3 protein-coding genes (1 of these 3 running past the window's edge) are annotated in these 21,261 nt (G+C 63.2%); all 3 read left to right on the top strand.

The annotated features are described in order from the left end of the window. Tightly spaced (each overlapping or abutting the next), the 3 genes in view from ACCC96_RS09075 to ACCC96_RS09065 form a layout consistent with a single transcriptional unit that may run on beyond the window. Nucleotides 1–4,511, top strand: partial view of a non-ribosomal peptide synthase/polyketide synthase gene (locus tag ACCC96_RS09075; protein WP_413695619.1) — the end only. The gene continues 7,861 nt to the left of window position 1, outside the view; only the last 4,511 of its 12,372 coding nucleotides appear in the window; its start codon lies off the left edge, out of view; it ends in the stop codon at nucleotides 4,509–4,511. Beyond that, nucleotides 4,511–18,028 (top strand): non-ribosomal peptide synthase/polyketide synthase, encoded by a 13,518-nt coding sequence (locus tag ACCC96_RS09070; RefSeq protein ID WP_413695618.1) that lies wholly within the window; start codon nucleotides 4,511–4,513, stop codon nucleotides 18,026–18,028. The genes ACCC96_RS09075 and ACCC96_RS09070 overlap by 1 nt, the downstream gene beginning before the upstream one ends. Continuing rightward, complete coding sequence (locus tag ACCC96_RS09065) at nucleotides 18,025–21,261, top strand: non-ribosomal peptide synthetase (protein WP_413695617.1); 3,237 nt, start codon at nucleotides 18,025–18,027, stop codon at nucleotides 21,259–21,261. Before ACCC96_RS09070 ends, ACCC96_RS09065 begins: the two co-directional genes overlap by 4 nt.

The raw sequence follows: 21,261 nt of genomic DNA, 5'->3' as shown, positions 1-21,261 counted from the left end.
CCATCCCCGAGCGTCAGCACTGGAACCAGGCAGTGATGCTCAAGCCGACGCAAATCCTCGACGCTGCGGTGCTTGAGCAGGCGTTGGGCGCGCTGGTTACGCACCACGATGGTTTGCGCTTGAGCTTCGTCGAACAGGCTGAGGGCTGGCAGGCGCAATACCGCGCGCCGGGTGGCCAGACCGAGGCGTTGCTCTGGGCGGTCGACGTTGCCGACGCCACGGCGCTGGAAGCGGTGGCCAACGAAGCGCAACGCAGCCTGAACCTGCAACACGGGCCGCTGCTGCGCGCGGTGCTGGCGAACCTCGATGACGGCACTCAGCGCCTGTTGCTGGCAATCCATCATCTGGTGGTGGACGGCGTGTCGTGGCGGATTCTGTTTGACGATCTGCAAACCGCTTACCGTCAGCTGTTGAGCGGCGAGCCCCTGCAATTACCGGCCAAAACCAGTGCGGCCAAGGTCTGGGCCGAGCACCTGCAAACCTACGCCCGCAGTGCTGAATTGCGCAGCGAACTGGCCTGGTGGCAACAGCAGTTGCACGGCGCCGACGTGGCGTTGCCGGCGGACAATCCCGAGGGCGGGCAGCAGAACAAGCATGCACTGACGGTGCGCACGCAACTGAACAAGGAAATGACCCGGCAACTGCTGCAAGACGCCCCGGCGGCGTATCGCACGCAGGTCAACGACCTGCTGCTGACCGCTCTGGCCCGCGTCATGGTGCGCTGGACCGGGGCCGACAGCGCGTTGATCCAGCTCGAAGGTCATGGCCGTGAAGAGCTGTTCGACGGCGTTGACCTGACCCGCACCGTCGGCTGGTTCACCAGCCTGTACCCGGCCAAACTGACGCCGGTCGCTGACCTCGGCGGTTCGCTGAAACAGATCAAGGAACAGCTGCGCGCGATCCCGAACAAGGGTCTCGGTTTTGGCGCGCTGGCCAATCTGGGTGACGACGCTGCACGTCAAATCCTCAGCCAATTGCCGGTGCCGTGCCTGACCTTCAATTACCTGGGCCAGTTCGACGGCAGCTTCACCGAAGCCGACGGCGCCTTGTTCGTACCGTGCAGTGACGCGGCTGGCGATGAGCTGGATGCCAACGCGCCATTGGCTAACCAGTTGGCCCTCAACGGTCAGGTGTATGGCGGCGAACTGAATCTCGGCTGGACCTTCAGCCGCGAACGGTTCAATGAGTCGACCATTCAGGCGCTGGCCGACGATTACGCCCAGGAACTGCAAGCGCTGATCGCCCATTGCTGCCGGGCCGGGCAGCACGGCGTCACCCCGTCGGACTTCCCGCTGGCGCGCTTGAGCCAGGCCCAACTGGACGGCTTGCCGCTGGCACCGCAATCGATCGAAGACCTGTATCCGCTGTCGCCGATGCAACAGGGCATGTTGTTCCATGCCGTGTACCAGGAAACCACCGGCGATTACATCAACCAGATTCGCCTGGACGTCGACGGGCTCGACCCCGAGCGTTTCCATCAGGCCTGGCAAGCGGCGGTGGATGCCCACGACATTCTGCGCACGCGCTTTGTCTGGCAGGGCGAACTGGAAAACCCGGTGCAGGTGGTCAGCAAACACGCGCAGATGCCTTACAGCCTGCACGATTTACGCGCTCATCCGCAGCGCGATCAGGCGTTGCAGACGCTTGCCGACACGGAACGCCAACACCTCAACTTGAGCGCGCCGACCTTGTTGCGGCTGGTGATTGCGCGCATCGACGACCACCGTCATCACCTGATCTACACCAACCATCACATCCTGATGGATGGCTGGAGCAACTCGCAGTTGCTCGGCGAAGTGCTGCAGCGTTACAGCGGCCAGTTCCACGCCGCTCACAACGGACGTTACCGCGATTACATCGCCTGGCTGCAACGCCAGGATACGGCAGCCAGCGAAGCGTTCTGGACCCCGGCGCTGCTGGCGCTGGACGAGCCGACGCGCTTGGCCCAGACCGTCGCGAAACCTCAAGCGTCTATCGACAGCCAAGGTTATGGCGATCATTTCCAGATGCTGGAGGCCGATCTGACCCTGCGTCTGGGCGAGTTCGCCCGGGCCGCGAAAGTCACGGTCAACACGCTGGTGCAGGCGGCCTGGTTGCTGTTGCTGCAACGCTACACCGGTAAAACTACCGTGGCCTTCGGCGCGACGGTCGCCGGTCGTCCGGCAGACTTGCCGGGTGTCGAGCAACAGATCGGGCTGTTCATCAACACCTTGCCGGTGATCGCCAGCCCAAGGGCCGAGCAATCGCTCACTGGTTGGCTGCAAGCGGTGCAAGAGCAAAACCTGGCCTTGCGCGAGTTCGAACACACCGCGCTGTTCGATATTCAGCGCTGGGCCGGGCAGGGCGGTGAAGCGCTGTTCGACAACATTGTGGTGTTCGAGAACTACCCGATTGCCCAGGCCCTGGAGCAGGGCGCCCCGCAAGGGCTGCGCTTTGGTCCGGTGGCTAGTCAGGAGCAAACCAACTATCCGCTGACCCTGCTGGTGAGCCTCGACGCGCAACTGTCGATGCATTTCAGTTATCAACGCGGCAGTTTTGCGCCGGCGACAGTGACGCGACTGGCGGCTCATTTGCAGCACCTGTTGAGCCAGATGATCGACGGTGGTGAACGCTGCCTCGGCGAGTTGGTGCTACTGGATGAAACCGAGCAGCAACAAGTGTTGCTGGACTGGAATCATGCTGACGAAGGTTTCGCCGATGATCTGTGCATCCATGAGCTGATCGCCAGACAGGTCGAGGCCATGCCGGACGCGCTGGCGGTGACCTTCGCGGCCAGACAACTGACTTACGCCGAGCTCGACGCCCAGGCCAACCGTCTGGCCCACAAGCTGATCGAGTTGGGCGTGGGCCCGGAAGCGCGGGTCGGCGTGGCGATGCAGCGTTCCGACAGTCTGCTGGTGGCGCTGCTGGCGGTGCTCAAGGCCGGCGGCGCCTACGTGCCGCTGGACCCGGATTACCCGGCCGACCGCGTGGCCTACATGCTCGAGGACAGCCGCGCTTTGGTGCTGCTGACCGAGCAGGCTGTTGCGGCAACATTGAACGTCACGGCGGGCACTCAAGTGCTGTTGATGGACAGCGCCGAGTCGTGGCTGGCCACTTACCCAAGCAGCGCACCGGTCACCCGTATCACGCCGGATAACCTCGCTTATGTGATCTACACCTCCGGCTCCACCGGCAAGCCCAAAGGCGTGGCCATCGCCCATCGCAACGTATTGGCGCTGATCGACTGGTCGCAATCGGTGTACAGCCGCGACGATATTCAGGGTGTGCTGGCTTCGACTTCGGTGTGTTTCGACCTGTCGGTGTGGGAGTTGTTTGTCACCCTGGCAAACGGCGGCTCGCTGATCATCGCCCGCAATGCCATGGAGTTGCCGCAATTGCCAGCGCGGGATCAGGTGCGCCTGATCAATACCGTACCGTCGGCGATCAATGCGCTGCACAGTGCCGGGCAGATTCCGCCGGGCGTACGCATCATCAACCTCGCCGGTGAGCCGCTGAAGCAGTCGCTGGTCGACGCGCTTTATGGGCAGCCGACCGTTGAGCATGTCTACGACCTTTACGGCCCGTCGGAAGACACCACCTATTCCACCTGGACCCGTCGCGAGGCGGGTGGCACGGCGAACATTGGCCGGCCGCTCAAACACACCGCCAGTTACCTGCTGGATGCCGACTTGCAACCGGTGCCTCTGGGCGTATCGGCCGAGCTGTACCTGGCCGGTGCCGGCATCACCCGGGGTTACTTGGGGCGGCCGGGCATGACCGCCGAGAAGTACGTGCCGAATCCGTTCGCCAGCAACGGCGAGCGCCTGTACCGCACCGGCGATTTGACCCGTTATCAGGCCGATGGCGTGCTCGAGTACCGAGGGCGAATCGACCATCAAGTGAAGATCCGCGGTTTCCGCATCGAACTGGGTGAAATCGAAGCGCGCCTGCTGGAGCAGCCAGCGGTCCGCGAAGTGGCGGTGCTGGCGCAGGAAGCCCTGGGCAATCAGCAATTGGTGGCCTACGTCGTTGCGCCGCAACTGGACCTCGATGCCGCCGACGATCAGCAATCCCTGCGCGATGAACTCAAGGCACGGCTCAGGGCGTCCCTGCCGGAATTCATGGTTCCGGCGCACCTGTTGTTCCTCGAACAATTGCCGCTGACACCCAACGGCAAACTCGACCGCAAGGCGTTGCCGACGGTGGAGGGCGGTCATTGGCAGGTGCGTTATGTCGCCCCGCAGAGCGAGCGCGAGCAGCAGGTCGCGGCGATCTGGCAGCACGTACTGCAAGTCGAGCGTGTCGGCTTGCTGGATCACTTTTTCGAACTGGGCGGCCACTCGTTGCTGGCCGTCAATGTGGTTTCACGCCTGCAACTGGAACTGGGCCTGAAACTGACCCCACAACTGATTTTTCAACACCCCGTACTCACGGATTTCGTCAGCAGTCTGGCAACCGCAGGTGAGCAGGTCGATACGTTGAAACTGAGCAAGCTGGACGCCCTGCTTGACGAAATGGAGGAAGCTTGATGGATACCAATGTCGCTTTGAAGATCGCCCGGCGCTTCATTACTTTGCCGCTCGACAAGCGCAGGGTCTATCTGCAGAAGATGTTGGAGGAAGGTGTTTCGCCGGCGAACCTGCCGATTCCCGAGACACAGTCGCAGTTCGATCCGGTACCGCTGTCCTTTGCTCAGGAACGCCAGTGGTTCCTCTGGCAGATGGACCCCGACAGCGCCGCCTACAACATCCCCAGCGCCATGCACTTGCAGGGCGAACTTGACGTAGCAGCACTCGAACGGGGGTTCAATGCGCTGATTGCCCGTCATCAAAGCCTGCGCACCACGTTCCGGCAGCAGGATGAGCAAGCGGTGCAGGTGATTCATCCGCACATGAACCTGACCGTCGCCGTGCATGAACTGGATGAAAGCCCCGATGCCCTGCCGCCAGAGGCGCAGATTCAAGCGTTCGTCGCCGAACAGACCGGGCAGCCGTTCGACCTGATCAACGGGCCGCTGCTGCGCGTCAGCCTGCTGCGCCTTGGTGCGCAGGAGCACGTGCTGACCCTGACCCAGCACCACATCGCCTCGGATGGCGCGTCGATGCGGGTCATGGTCGATGAATTGCTGCAACTGTACGGCGCTTACCGCCAGGGCCAGGAACTCGCTTTGCCGGCGCTGTCGATCCAGTACGCTGACTATGGCATCTGGCAACGGCACTGGATGGAAGCCGGGGAGCGCGAGCGGCAGCTGGAGTATTGGCAGGCGCACTTGGGCGGCGAACATCCGCTGCTGGAATTGCCCACCGATTACCCGCGTCCGGCGGTGCAGAGCCTGCGTGGCGCCCGTCATGAGCTGGCGTTGCCGCCGGCACTGGGCGAGCGCCTGAGGGCGTTGGCCAAAAGCGAAAACGTCACCCTGTTCATGCTGTTGCTGGCGTCGTTCCAGACCTTGTTGCATCGCTACAGTGGCCAGGCCGAGATTCGCGTCGGCGTGCCCACCGCTAACCGCAACCGGGTCGAGACCGAGCGGCTGATCGGCTTCTTCGTCAACACCCAGGTGCTCAAGACCGAGTTCGATGCTCAGGCCACGTTCAGTACGCTGCTGGCCCAAGTCAAGCAGACCGCGATGGCCGCCCAGGCGCATCAGGACCTGCCTTTCGAGCAATTGGTCGAGGCCTTGCAGCCGGAACGCAGCCTGAGCTACAGCCCGCTGTTCCAGGTCATGTACAACCACCAGAGCACCGGCGCCAGCCAAAGCCGCCAGGGCACCGGCGAGTCAGCGCTGACGATCCGCCACTTGCATCAGCCCTCGCGCACCGCGCAATTCGATCTGACCCTGGAAACCTTCGACGGCCCCGAGGGCCTCGGCGCACAACTGACCTACGCCACCGACCTGTTTGACGGCGCGACCATCGAACGGCTGGCACGGCATTGGCAAAATCTGCTGGGTAGTATCGTTGCCAATCCGCAGCAGCGTGTAGGCGAACTAGGCCTGCTCGACGAAACCGAACAACAGCAGGTGCTGGTCGACTGGAACCGCAGCGCCGCCGAATACCCGACTGACCGCTGCATCCATCAATTGATCGAAGCCCAGACGCTGCGCACGCCAGAGGCCACGGCGTTGGTGTTCGAAGGGCAGTCTCTGAGCTACGCACAACTCAATCGCCAGGCCAACCAGTTGGCCCATCGACTGATCGAACTGGGCGTCGGCCCGGATCAATTGGTCGGTATCGCCATCGACCGCAGCCTGGAAATGCTGATCGGGCTGTTGGCGATTCTCAAGGCGGGCGGTGCCTACGTGCCGCTGGACCCGCAATACCCTGAAGACCGTCTGGCGCACATGATCGAGGACAGCGGTCTGCAACTGCTGCTGACCCAGGCGCATTTGACCGGGCAACTGCCGATTCCGGCCGGCGTGCAGACCCTGTTGCTCGACCCGCAAGGCGAGCACGCTCGCGGTTACAGCGAGGCCGATCCGCAGGTATCGCTCAGCGGAGAAAACCTAGCGTACGCGATTTACACCTCCGGCTCCACCGGCAAGCCCAAAGGGGTGATGGTGCGCCATCAGGCGCTGGTGAACTTCGTGGTGAGCATGGTCAAGGAGCCGGGCATCGAGGCCCGGGACCGCATGCTGTCACTGACTACGTTCTCGTTCGATATATTCGGCCTGGAAATCTACGGCCCGCTGCTCAGCGGTGCCCGTGTGGTGTTGGTGGACAAGCAAACCGCCCAGGATCCGCAAGCGCTGCTGGAGATGATCCGGCAACAGGAGGTCACGGTGGTGCAAGCCACGCCGTCGACCTGGCGCATGTTGCTCGACCACGAACAGGCTCCCATCCTGCAAGGCTGTAAATTCCTCTGCGGTGGTGAAGCGCTGGCCGATGACCTGGCCCAGCGCATGCTCGGTCTGGCGGGGCAGGTCTGGAACCTTTATGGCCCGACCGAAACCACCATCTGGTCGGCGGCCTGGCAGTTGACCCGCGAGCAGCGCCAGCCGTACCTCGGCAAACCGATTGCCAACACCACGCTGTACATTTTGGGCGATGACCTGGCACCGAACCCGGCGGGCTCGATTGGTGAACTGCTGATCGGCGGCGACGGCCTGGCCCGTGGGTATCACCACCGTGCGGCGATGACCGCCGAGCGCTTCCTGCCCGACCCGTTCGGCAACGGCGCGCGGCTGTACCGCACCGGCGACCTGGCGCGCCATCGTCACGACGGCGTGCTCGAATACATGGGTCGCATCGACCATCAAGTGAAGATCCGCGGCTTCCGCATCGAACTGGGTGAAATCGAAGCGCGTCTGCTGGAGCAGCCAGCGGTTCGCGAAGTGGCGGTGCTGGCGCAGGAAGCCCTGGGCAGCCAGCAACTGGTGGCCTATGTGGTCGCGCCGCAACTGGACCTCGATGCCGCCGACGAGCAACTGCGTCTGCGCGATGAACTCAAGGCGCGGCTCAAGGAATGCCTGCCGGAATTCATGGTCCCGGCGCACCTGCTGTTTCTCGCCAGCCTGCCGCTGACACCTAACGGCAAACTCAACCGCAAGGCGTTGCCAGCGTTGGACGCGAGCCAGTTGCAGGCGCGTTATGTCGCGCCGCAGAGCGAACGACAACAGCAAGTCGCCGCCATCTGGCAGGACGTGCTGAAACTGGATCGCGTGGGCCTGACCGACAACTTCTTCGAGCTGGGCGGGCACTCCCTGCTGGTGACCCAAGTGGTGTCGCGGGTGCGGCGGGTGCTGGACATCCAGGTGCCGTTGCGCAGCCTGTTCGAGCACAGCACCCTGGAAGATTTCGTCCAGGCACTGGGCGCCGAACCGGGCGAGCAGTCACCGCCGATGACCCGGGTCGACCGTGACCAACCGCTGGCGCTGTCCTTTGCCCAGGAGCGGCAATGGTTCCTGTGGAAGATGGACCCCGACAGCGCCGCCTACAACATTCCGACCGCGCTGCGGATGCGCGGCGCGCTGGACAAAAACGCCCTGCAACGCAGCTTCGAGGCGCTGGTGGAGAGCCACGAAAGCCTGCGCACGGCGTTCGTCGAGGAAGACGGCCGGACCTGGCAGGTGATCCGCCCGCAAGGTCGCGTGAGCTTTGTCGAACAACGTCTGGCTGCCAGCGATGAAGCGAGCATCAAGGCCTTCGTCGAACAGGAGACGCAACGCCCGTTCGATGTGCTCGACGGCTCGTTGGTGCGCTTCGTTCTGCTGCAGGTGGGCGAGCAGGATCATGTACTGATTCTGACGCTGCACCACATCGTCTCCGACGCCTGGTCGTTGCAGGTGATGATTGATGATTTGATGGCCCTGTATGCGGCGATCAGCCAGGGCCGGCCGGCCGAACTGCCGCCATTGCCGGTGCAGTACGCCGACTACGCGGTGTGGCAGCGTCAGTGGATGGCCGCCGGCGAACGGGATCGGCAGTTGGCCTACTGGTGCGAAAAACTGGGCAGCGAACAGCCGCTGCTGGAGCTGCCACTGGATCATCCGCGCCCGGCGCAACAAAGTTTCCGTGGCGCACGTCTGCCGATCATCCTCGACGAATCCCTGAGCAATGCCCTGAAGGCCTTGGCCCGGCGCGAAAACGTCACGCTGTTCATGCTGTTGCTCGGCTCGTTCCAGACCTTGCTGCATCGCTACAGCGGCCAGGCCGATATCCGCGTCGGTGTGCCGATTGCCAACCGCAACCGCCTGGAAACCGAGCGTCTGATCGGCTTCTTCGTTAACACCCAAGTGCTGCGCGCCGAGTTCGACGGCCAGCTGACGGGTGCTCAATTGCTGCAACAGGTGAAGCAGACGGCCATGGCGGCGCAGATGCATCAGGACCTGCCGTTCGAGCAACTGGTCGATGCCTTGCAACCGCAACGCAACCTGAGCCACAGTCCGCTGTTCCAGGCGATGTTCAACCATCGCAGCGAAGCGGCCTCAACGCTGGCCGAGTCGTTGCCGGGCATCGAGCTGGCAAACCTCAGTTGGGAACACCGCACCGCGCAGTTCGACCTGACCCTGGACACCAGTGATAACCCGCAAGGCCTGCACGCGTCGCTGACCTACGCCACTGATTTGTTCGAGCCATCGACCATCGAGCGCATGGGCCGGCACTGGCTGAATCTGTTGCAGGGCCTGGTCGAGGACATCCACCGTCCGGTCGGGCAATTGGCATTGCTCGATGAGCGGGAGCGGCAACTGACGGTCGTCGACTGGAACGCCACCGCCGTCGTCTACCCGTTGCATCGCAGCGTGCAGGCGCTGATCGAAGAGCAGGTCGGTAAAACCCCGCAGGCGTGTGCGCTGGTGTTTGCCGAGCAACGCTTGAGCTACGCCGAACTCAATGGCCGCGCCAACCAACTGGCTCACGTGCTGATCGAGCAGGGTGTCGGCCCGGATGTGCTGGTGGGCATCGCGGTCGAGCGGTCGGTGGAAATGGTCGTGGGCCTGTTGGCGATTCTCAAGGCCGGCGGTGCTTATTTGCCGCTGGACCCGGAATACCCGCAGGAACGTTTGGCCTACATGTTTGAAGACAGCGGCATCCAATTGTTGCTGACCCAAAGTCACTTGCTTGAGCAGTTACCGATCCCGGCCGGCATTCGCAGCCTGGTGCTGGATCAGGACGGCGACTGGCTGGAAGGCCGCAGCGACGGCAACCCGAGCATTGATATTGACGGGGAAAACCTTGCCTATGTGATCTACACCTCGGGCTCCACCGGCAAACCCAAAGGCGCGGGCAACCGTCATTCGGCACTGGTCAATCGCCTGTGCTGGATGCAACAGGCCTATCGGCTCGACGCCACGGACAGCGTGTTGCAAAAAACGCCGTTCAGTTTCGACGTGTCGGTCTGGGAGTTCTTCTGGCCGCTGTTGACCGGCTCGACGCTGGTGGTGGCCGCGCCGGGTATTCATCGTGATCCGGCGCAGTTGATCGAGCTGATCACCGCGCAACGCATCACCACGCTGCACTTTGTACCGTCGATGTTGCAGGCGTTCCTGCAAGACCCTGCGGTGGGCCAGTGCAGCAGCCTGACCCGGATTGTCTGCAGTGGCGAAGCCCTGCAAGTGGACGCGCAGCAGCAAGTGTTTGCCAAGCTGCCGAATGCCGGGCTGTACAACCTCTACGGCCCGACCGAAGCGGCCATCGACGTCACGCACTGGACGTGCATCGAGGAAGGGCGCGACAGCGTGCCGATCGGCCAGCCGATCGCCAACCTGGGCACTTACATTCTCGATCACGAGTTGTCGCCGGTGCCGGTGGGCGTGATTGGTGAGTTGTACCTGGGCGGCGAAGGCCTGGCCCGGGGTTATCACCGTCGCCCGTCGCTGACGGCGGAGCGCTTCGCGACCAGCCCGTTCGGTGACGGCCAGCGTCTGTACCGCACCGGCGACCTGGCGCGTTATCGCGCCGACGGGGTGATCGAATACGCCGGACGCATGGACCATCAGGTGAAAATCCGTGGCTTGCGCATCGAGTTGGGCGAGATCGAAGCGCGCCTGGCCGAACACGCCGAAGTCCGTGAAACCGTGGTGATCGCCCAGGACGGCACGCTGCTGGTGGCGTATGTGGTGCCGGCCCGCGACGCATTGCTGCACGCCGACGACGAAACTCGCAACGCCTTGCAGCGCAGCCTCAAGGAACACCTGAGCCAGACATTGCCGGACTACATGGTCCCGCAGCATTGGCTGTGGCTGGAAAAAATGCCGGTCAGCCCCAACGGCAAACTGGAACGCAAGGCGTTGCCCAAGGCCGACACCACGGCCAGCAGCAAGGCTTACACGGCACCGACCAGCGCTATCGAACAAGCGCTGGTGGAGATCTGGCAAAGCGTGCTGGGTCGGCCGCAGGTGGGAATCAGCGACAACTTCTTCGAGCTGGGCGGCGATTCGATCATCTCGATCCAGGTGGTCAGCCGGGCGCGTCAGGCGGGGATTCATTTCAGCCCCAAAGACCTGTTTCTGCACCAGAACGTACAAAGCCTCGCGGCGGTGGCGAAGGTCGGCGACAGCGACTTGCGCATCGACCAGGGCCCGGTCACTGGCGATACGCGGTTGCTGCCATTCCAGCAGTTGTTCTTTGAACGCGAGATGGCCGAGCCGCACCACTGGAACCAGTCGGTGCTGCTCAAGTCCGCCAAACCGCTGCACGCCCAGCACCTGGAGCGTGCGTTGCAGGCGCTGGTCAGCCATCACGACGCGTTGCGCCTGGCCTTCACCCGTCAGGGCGACCACTGGACCGCGCAGCATCGCTCCCTGGCCGAGCAACAGGCGCTCTGGCAACAGTCGCCGCTGCTGTGGACCGCTGAAGTCGCGGATGCCGAGGCACTCGAACAGTTGGGCGAACAGGCCCAGCGCAGCCTCGAACTGGCCAACGGTAATTTGCTGCGCGCGGTGCTGGCGAACATGGCCGATGGCAGTCAGCGTCTGCTGTTGGTGATCCATCACCTGGTGGTCGACGGCGTGTCCTGGCGGATTCTGCTCGAAGACCTGCAACAGGCCTACGAGCAGTTGCAGGCCGGCCAAACGCTCAAATTGCCGGCCAAGACCAGCGCCACCCAAACCTGGGCGCGACGTTTGCAACAACACGCCGACAGCCCGGCGATGCAGGCTCAGCTGGCGTTCTGGCAAGAGCAATTGCAGGGTTCACGCAATGACTTGCCCTGCGATCGACCCCAGGGCGAGTTGCATAACCGCCACGCCTTGCATGCGCACACCCGTCTGGACAAACAGCAAACCCGCCAGCTGCTGCAGGAGGCACCGGCGGCCTATCGCACGCAGGTCAACGACCTGTTGCTGACGGCGCTGGCGCGGGTGATCGCCGACTGGACGGGCGACGCCTCGACCCTGATCCAGCTCGAAGGCCATGGCCGAGAAGCACTGTTCGACGAACTCGATTTGAGCCGCAGCGTGGGCTGGTTCACCAGTCTGTTCCCGGTCCGGTTGACCCCGGCGAGCACGCCGCAGGACTCGATCAAGACGATCAAAGAACAACTGCGGGCGATCCCTGATAAAGGCCTGGGTTTTGGCGCGCTGCGCTATCTGGGCAACGACCGCACCCGCCAGGCGCTGCAAGCCTTGCCCGTGCCGCGCATTACCTTCAACTACCTCGGCCAGTTCGATGCCGGGTTCGGCGACGAGGCGGGCGCACTGTTCACCCCGGCCAGCGAATCGGCGGGCGCGGAGCAAAGTCCGCTGGCACCGCTGGACAATTGGCTGACCCTCAATGGCCGGGTGTATGGCGGCGAATTGAGTATCGGCTGGACGTTCAGCGGGCAGATGTTCGATCAGTCGACCATCGCCCGATTGGCGCAGGCTTATGCGCAGGAACTGGGGCTGTTGATCGAGCACTGCTGTGAGGCTCGGCATCAGGGCCTGACGCCGTCGGACTTCCCGCTGGCCGGGTTGACGCAACGCCAGCTCGATGCGTTGCCCGTGAGGCCACGCCAGGTCGAAGACATTTACCCGCTGTCACCGATGCAGCAAGGCATGCTGTTCCACACCCTCTACGAGCAGCAGGCCGGCGATTACATCAATCAGCTGTGCGTGGATGTCGAAGGCTTGAACGTCGAGCGTTTCCGCGAGGCCTGGCAAGCGGCAATGGATGCGCACGATGTGCTGCGCAGCAGTTTTGTCTGGGACGGTGAGTTCAAGCGTCCGTTGCAGGTGATTCACAAGCAACTGGCCGTGCCGTTCACCTTCCATGACTGGCGCGACCAGAGCGATGTGGCCCTGGTGCTCAGCGAACTGGCGGCCGCGCAGCGCCAGCAGGGTTTTGACCTTGCCGCCGCACCGTTGCTGAACCTGACGGTGGTGCGTCTCGACACCACGCGTTTTCACCTGATCTACACCAGCCATCACATCTTGATGGACGGCTGGAGCAATTCGCAGCTGCTCGGTGAGGTGCTGCAACGCTATAGCGGCCAGGTGCCGGCGAACACGGCGGGGCGTTATCGCGACTACATCGAATGGCTGACGCAACAGGACGCGCAGGTCACCGAAGGTTTCTGGAAGGGCCAGTTGGCCGGGTTCGATGAGCCGACCCGGTTGGCCGAGGCGCTGGTGTGGACCGGCAGCGATGCGGCCAACACCGCTCAAGGCGAGCACTTCCTGACCCTGGACCAAGCGCAGACCGCCGGGCTCAATGGCTTTGCGCGGGAACAGAAAGTCACCCTCAACACCCTGGTGCAAGCAGCCTGGCTGCTGCTGTTGCAACGCTATACCGGGCTGGACACAGTCAGCTTCGGTGCCACGGTGTCCGGACGTCCGGCGCAACTGATCGGTGTCGAGCAGCAGATCGGCCTGTTCATCAACACCTTGCCGGTGGTCGCCAGCCCACGGGCCGAACAGCCGTTGGCGCAGTGGCTGCAACAGGTGCAGGCGCAGAACCTGGCCTTGCGTGAGCAAGAACACACCGCACTGTTCGACATCCAGCGTTGGGCCGGGCAGGGCGGCGAAGCCCTGTTCGACAACATTCTGGTGTTCGAGAACTACCCGATCTCCGAAGCCCTGCAACAGGGCGCACCGCAAGATCTGCGCTTCGGTGAAGTGGGTAACTTCGAGCAAACCAATTACCCGTTGACCCTGTCGGTCAACCTCGGCGCCGAGTTGTCGTTTCAACTGAGTTTCGATCGTCAGCAGTTCGATGACGCCGCGATTGAGCAACTGGCCGGGCATCTCGCGCACCTGCTGTTGCAGATGGTCGAGGCACTTGCCGCCAGTGCCGTGGGCGATCTGGCGCTGGTCTCGACCGCTGTGCGCGAGCCGCTGGCGCTGCCGGTCGATGAGGTGTGCGTGCAGCGTTTGTTTGAACTGCAGGCCGAACGCACGCCGGACGCATTGGCGTTGATTTTCGACGAGCAACGCCTGAGCTATGCCCAGCTCAATGCCCAGGCCAACCAATTGGCCCGCGTGCTGCTGCAACACGGCGTCGGCCCCGAAGTGCTGGTGGGCATTGCGGTCGAGCGTTCGACGCAGATGATCATCAGCCTGCTGGCGGTGCTCAAGGCCGGTGGCGCCTACGTGCCGCTGGACCCGGAATACCCGGCCGAGCGACTCGGCGCGATGATCGAGGACAGCGGTCTGCGTGTGCTGTTGACCCAAAGCCACCTCGCGCCGAAGTTGCCAGAAGCTGCGGGTGTGACCGTCCTGCGCCTGGATCAACTGGATTACCCGACCCGGACCGACAATCTGCCGCAGCGCAGCGGCCCGCAAAACCTGGCGTATGTGATGTTCACCTCGGGCTCCACCGGGCGGCCGAAAGGGGTCGGCATCACTCAATCGGCGCTGACCCGTCATGCCCGGGTGGCCCTGGATTTCCTCGGCCTCACACCGCAGGACCGCTCGCTGCAATTTGCCACGTTCAACTTCGATGCCTTTGTCGAGCAGCTTTACCCGGCGCTGATTTGCGGTGCCTCGGTGGTGCTGCGCGGGCCGGACATCTGGGACAGCGAAACCTGGTATCGCGAATTGCTCGACAAGCAGTTCAGCGTCAGCGACCTGACCACTGCCTACTGGAATATGTTGGCCAAGGACCTCGCGGCGGCGGGTCATCGTGACTATGGCGCGTTGCGCCAGGTGATCGTCGGTGGCGAAGCCATGCCGCCGGAAGGTGTTGCCGCCTGGGGCCGGGCCGGGCTGGGTCATGTGCGCCTGCTGAACACCTACGGCCCGACCGAAGCCACGGTCAGCGCCACGCTGCTCGATTGCAGCGACTACGTGTCCGGCCGCAACCCGTTGCCGGTGACCATGCCGATTGGCCGGGCGTTGGGCGGCCGGGCGATTCATGTGCTCGACACCCAGGGCCAACCGGCGCCGGTCGGTGTGGTCGGCGAATTGGTGATTGGCGGTGAGCTGCTCGCACGGGGCTACTTCCAGCGCCCGGAATTGACCGCCGAACGCTTCATTCCCGACCCGTTCGATCCACTGGGCGGTGGCCGCGTGTACCGCACCGGCGACCTCGCGCGTTATCGCGCCGACGGCGTGATTGAGTACGTCGGGCGGGTCGATCACCAAGTGAAGATTCGTGGTTTGCGCATCGAGCTCGGTGAAATAGAAACCCATCTGCTGAAGGTTCCTGCGGTGCGTCAGGCACTGGTGGTGGCGCAACCGGGCGCCATCGGTCAGCAATTGGTGGCGTACGTGGTGTTCGACGATCCGGCGCAAGCCAGTGCCGATTCGTCCACGCTGGCGGCGTTGCGCGGTGACATCAAGGCACGCCTGAAGGCCAGCCTGCCGGATTACATGGTTCCGGCCCATGTACTGTTCCTCGAATGCCTGCCCCTGAGCCCGAATGGCAAGATCGATCGCAAGGCCTTGCCGGGCGTCGATGCCAGTCTGCTGGCGTCGGACTTTGTCGCGCCTGAAGGTGCATTGGAACAGCAGATCGCTACGGTCTGGCAGGACGTGCTGGAACTGCAACAGGTCGGCCGCGACGATCACTTTTTCGAACTGGGCGGGCATTCCCTGCTCGCGACGCAAGCGGTCTCGCGCCTGCGCAAACTCACGGCTTGTACGTTGAGCCTGCGCGACCTGTTCAGCCATCCGCGACTCAAGGACCTGGCGGCGTGGATCGCGCAGCAGCAGGGCACACCTGAGCCGAGCGGCCACGGTGTGGTGCTCAAGGCCCATGGCAGCCGGCACAGCGCACCGTTGTCGCTGGTGCAGCGTCGCTTGTGGATCGCCGAGCAATTGTCCGGCGGCACCGCGGCCTATGGCATGCCGATGGCCCTGCGTTTGCGCGGTGAGTTGTCGGTGGATCGGCTGATCAGCAGTTTCGCCGAGGTGGTGCGCCGCCATGAAGTGCTGCGTACCGCGTATACCCAGGACGATGAAGGTGACCCGATTGCCGTGATCGCCGAGCAGGTTGAACTGGATTTCCCGGTGATCGATTTGTCCGGTCTGTCCCGCAGTGCCCAGGAAGAATGGGTGGCACAAGCGGCACTGGAAAACGCGCGCACGCCGATTGATATGGAACACGCACCGCTGTTGCGTGGGCGGATCCTGCACCTGGGGCCGACCGAGCATGTGATGCTTTATGCGATGCACCACATCATCTCCGACGGCTGGTCGATGGGCTTGCTGGTCAACGAACTGGTGCAGATTTACCACCGCATCAAGGCCGGTGACCTGACCCCGTTGCCGGCGCTGGAGGTGCAGTATTCCGACTTCGCGCTGTGGCAGCAGGAGCTGGAGCGGCAAGGCGTGCTGGCGCGTCAGGCCGAGTACTGGAAAGCGCGGCTCGCGGGCTATGACGGGCAACTGAAGTTGCCATCGGACAACCCCCGTGGTTTGACACCGTCCTATGCGGGTGACTCGGTGCAGTTCCAGCTCACCACGCCACTCAGCACGGCCTTGCGCCAGTTGTCGATGGACGCGGGCGTCACGCTGTACAGCACGCTGCTGGCCTCGTTCCAGGTGTTGTTGCACCAGGTCAGCGGCGTTGCGGATGTGTTGGTCGGTGCCGACGTGGCCGGGCGTGAACAGCCGGAGCTTGAACGGTTGATCGGCTTCTTCGTCAACGTCTTGCCGTTGCGTTCGCAGTTCGACGCCACCACGCCGTTCGCCCGGTTCCTGGGCCAGACCCAGGAATCCCTGCTGAGTGCCATGGAGCATCAGGACCTGCCGTTCGACATGATCGTCGACGCCTCGGACGTGCCGCGGCACAAGGGCATGAACCCGCTGGTGCAAGTGTTGTTCGTGATGAACAACCTGCCCGGACGCACCCAGGCCATGGGCGGTTTGAGCGTGGAATCGCTGCCGGCGCTGGAGACCCATTCTAAATTCGACATGGCGTTGTTCGTTGACGATGAAGCAGGGCAATTGCTGGGTAATTGGCAATTCGCCACAACCTTGTTCGGACACGAGCGCATCCAGCACCTGGTGAAGGCCTGGATAGCCCTGTTGGAACAGATCGTCGCTGATCAGGACATTCAATTGGGAGCTATCAGCATGCCAGTCGACAATTTAGCGGTGGCCGCCAAGCCTGCCGTCCCCGGACCCAAGGCCGACAAACTCGGCAAGTTCCTCAAGCGCGGTGCCGCCCCGGCGGCCAAGGCCCGACCGGCGCCGATACGCGAGTCGCTGATCGCCGCGCCTCAGCCGTTCCCGCTGCTGCTGGAACCGAACGAGCCGCATCTGGACTTGATCGAGTGGATCAACAACAACCGGCCGCTGATCGAAGAAAAACTCGCCAGGCATGCCGGGATTCTGTTCCGTGGTTTCGAGCTGGATGGCATTCAGGGCTTCGAGGCGTTTGCCGAAGCGATCCAGCCGGGGCTTTACGGCCAGTACGGCGATCTGCCGAAGAAAGAGGGCGGCAAGAACACCTACCGCTCCACGCCGTACCCGGAACGCAAGATGATCCTGTTCCACAACGAGAGCTCCCATCAGGACCGCTGGCCGCGCAAGCAGATGTTCTATTGCGAGCAAGCCGCGCCCATTGGCGGTGCGACTCCGGTGGTGGATTGCCGGTTGATGTACGAAAAACTGCCGGCGGACCTGCGCGACAAGTTCGAGGAGAAAGGCCTGCTTTACGTGCGCACCTTCACCGACAACCTCGATGTGTCCTGGCAGCATTTCTTCAAGACTGAAGACCGTGCCGAGGTGGAGGCCCGTTGCCGGGCCGGCGGCATCGAATGGCGCTGGCTCGACAACAACGAATTGCAAACCCGCACCCCAGGGCCGGCCATCATTCGTCACCCGGTGACCGGCGCCAAATCGTTCTTCAACCAGGTGCAACTGCATCATATCTATTGGCTGGAGCCGGACGTGCGGGAAGACCTGTTGTCGATGTTCGGCCTGGACCGCTTGCCGCGCCACGTGTTCTACGGCGACGGCACGCCGATCGAAGACGAAGTGATGCAACGCATCGGTGACTTGTACGAAGAATGCGCGGTGCGTTTCGACTGGCAAAAAGGCGACGCCATCCTGCTCGACAACATGCTGGTGGCCCACGCCCGTGATCCGTTCGAAGGCCCGCGCAAGATCGTCGTGGCCATGGGCGACATGTTCGACCGCAGCGCCCTTGAGCGCGTAATGACCACCGAGGAAACCGGAGCATGAACGAGGTATCGATGGACCAGCAGGACCTGGGTTACGCCTTGACGCCTGAACAGCAACGGTTGCTGGAGCAGTTGCCCAAGTCCCCGGCCTGTGGTGATGCGCTGCATTTCCTGGAGATCGAGATCCGCGGCGCCCTCAATCCACAGCGGGTGCAGGGCGCGCTGGATAGCGTGCTGGCGCAACAGCCGATGCTGGTTGCGCGGCTGGGCAAGGCGCCGGGATTCCATGGTGTCCGGCAGTTCGTCGGCGGTGCGGAGCGCTTCCCGCTGAGCGTGCAGGCGCGGGTCGATACCCCGGCCGGTATTCAGGCTCAGCTCAGCGAATGGGCGGAACGTGCTTTTGTCGTCGGTGAGTCCGAGGGCGCGCAAGCGGTGCTCTATCGCCTGGCCGATGATCAATGGAAATTGGTGTTGGGCATGGCCCGGCACAGCCTCGATCAAAGCGGCGTGCGGTTGCTGTATCAGCAGTTGGTGCGGGCCTATGGGCAACCAACGGCGACGGACGATGATGAAGAGACCGGTGAATTCACCCAGTACCTGGAATGGCGCAGTGAAGTGGTGCTCGACGAAGACGCGGCCGGCGCACGTACTTACTGGCAGGAACACCTGCAAGGCGCCGATCCTGATCTGAGTACTCCGTGGCTGGCCTATCGCAACGGGAATCCTGGATTGTCGTCGGCCACTGAGTCGCTGGCGCTCACGCTCGATCCGGCACTGCGCAGCGGTTTGCAGCAAGTGGCCGGGGCGTTGGAGCAATCGCCGAGTGTGGTGCTGCAAGCGGCCTGGTGGCTGTTGCTGGGTCGGCTCAGCGGGCATCAACAGGTGCTGGTCGGTGTGCGGCATGACAGTCGCGAAGATTACCAGTACTTCAGCGATGCCGTGGGCGTGTTCGAGAAAACCCTGCCGCTGAACCTGTCACTGACGGCAAATGCAGCGTTTAGCACTTGGGTGGTGGAGTTGGCGGCGCGTCTGGATGAGCACCGTACGTGGCAGGAATACTGGTCGCCTGAACTTGTTCCGACGGCGGCTCGCCCGGCGTATGGTTTTGCCGTGTGCCGGGCCATGCAAGCCGCGACGTCCGCAGATCTGCAATGGACTCCGCGTTCAGCGGTGCGCGAAGCACTGTTTGAATTAATGCTTGAACTGGAAACGGACGAGGCGGGCAACGCCCACGCGTTCCACCTGCATTACACCCCGTCCCGTTACTCGGTTCAGGCGATGGAAGGGTTGCTGGAGCAGTTGCGCGTATTGCTCGAAAACATCGTTGCCAATCTTCACGCCGAACTCGGTCAACTGAACGTGTTGGGAGCCGCCGAACAGCAGCGCTTGCTGGCGATCAACCCGCCAGCGCGAGCACTGGTCGATAGCCGGTTCTTGCCGCAGCGCATTGCCGATTGGGCCCGGACCACACCGCAAGCCATCGCCCTGACTGACGGCGATCAACGCCTGAGTTACGGGCAGTTGCAGGCGAAGGTCGAGGTGTTGGCCCAGGCATTAAAGGCCCAGGGCATGGCGCCGGGGGCTATCGTCGCTCTGGCCTTGCCACGCTCGGCGGAGCTGGTGATCGCCATGCTCGCGGCGTGGCGCATCGGCGCGGCGTACCTGCCGCTGGACCCGCAATGGCCGCAAGCCCGTCAAGCCTTGATGCTGGAACAGGCCGGCGCTGGGTTGCTGCTGGTCGACGCCGGGTACATCGCGCAATGGCACGATTATCCGTTGCCTCTGGCGACCGTGGATCGTGTGCTGCAATCGGCCCCGGCGAGCACGTCGGTCATCACCCTCGACACACAGGGCGATCAGGCGGCGTACGTGCTGTTCACCTCCGGCTCCACCGGTATGCCGAAAGGCGTGGTCATCGAGCACCGGCAATTGCTCAATTACACCGCTCACGTCAGCCAGGCCCTGGGGCTGGAGCAGTGCCAGCAGTTCGGCTTCACCTCCACGGTGGCGGCAGACCTGGGCAACACGGCGCTGTTCGGCGCCTTGTTCAACGGTGCCGCGCTGCATGTGGCCAGCGATGAGCAGATGCAGGACGGCAATTTGTTTGCCGATTTCCTGCAACGGCAGGCCATCGATTGCCTGAAGATCGTTCCGTCGCACCTGGCCGCGCTGCTCGACAGCGAACGCGCGCAACTGCCGCGCACGCTGGTGCTGGGCGGCGAGCCGATTGCCCAGGGATTGGTGCAACGGATCGCCGGTTTGCGCAGTGATTGCCGGGTGTTCAATCACTACGGCCCGACCGAGGCCACGGTCGGCGTGCTGGTTCATCCGCTGGATCTGGAGGCGGCGGTGCCTGACGCCGGCGTTCTGTCCAGGGTGTTGGGCAACAATCAGGTGTTTGTACTCGACGATAACCTGCAACTGGCGCCGGTCGGTGTGCTGGGCGAGTTGTACCTCGGCGGCGCGCAGTTGTGTCGTGGCTACGTGAATGTCGAGGCCGATTCGCAAGTGTTCATCCAGAGCCCGTTTAATCCGCAGGAGCGCCTGTACCGCACTGGCGATTTGGCCCGCTATCGCCCGGATCTGGCGATTGCGTTGCACGGTCGGCGCGATCAGCAAATCAAGGTGCGGGGTTTCCGCATCGAACTGGCAGAGATCGAAGCCGAGTTACTGCGTTTGCCGCAGGTCGCGCAAGCACTGGTGTTGCCGGGGCCGTCCGCGCAAGAAGGGATGCTCGCGTTCATCGTGCCGCATCAGGCGCCTTCGGCGACTTTGCTCGATGCCGTTCGCGACGAACTGGCGCTGCGCCTGCCCAGTGCGATGCTGCCGCAGCACTTGCAGTTGATCGACAGCTTCCCGCGACTGGTCAACGGCAAGGTTGACCGCAAGGCCTTGCAACAACTCGTGTCCACTTCGGCTGACGATGAAGGCATGCAGCCCCGCGATGCTCTTGAGCAATTGCTGGTGACACGCATGGCGCAGTTGCTGGGGGTTGGGCGTTTGGGCATCGACCGGGACTTTTTCGCCGCCGGGGGCCATTCCTTGCTGGTGATCAAACTGGTGGCCGGCATTCGCAAGTTGTTGCAGTGCGAAATTCAGCCGGGCGTGGTGTTTGACCATCCGACCGTGGCGGGTCTGGCGGCGGCGTTGCGCTCCCGGGAAAGCAGTCCGGGTCAGTTGGAGAAAATCGCCCAGGCGCGGTTGCGTCTGGACAACATGAGCCCCGAAGAAAAAGCGTTGCTCACCGAAAAAGCCCAGCAACTGCAAAACGCCAAGGCTGCACAAAACGGTTGA

The sequence above is a fragment of the Pseudomonas sp. Pseusp11 genome (assembly GCF_047304405.1).
Taxonomy (GTDB): Bacteria; Pseudomonadota; Gammaproteobacteria; order Pseudomonadales; family Pseudomonadaceae; genus Aquipseudomonas.
Note: the sequence above shows the minus strand (reverse complement) of the source record. Positions and strands in the feature narration are given on the sequence as shown.

Coding starts and splice junctions, on each gene's coding strand:
- ACCC96_RS09070 (WP_413695618.1), top strand. CDS start 4,511: ATGGATACCAATGTCGCTTTGAAGATCGCCCGGCGCTTCATTACTTTG.
- ACCC96_RS09065 (WP_413695617.1), top strand. CDS start 18,025: ATGAACGAGGTATCGATGGACCAGCAGGACCTGGGTTACGCCTTGACG.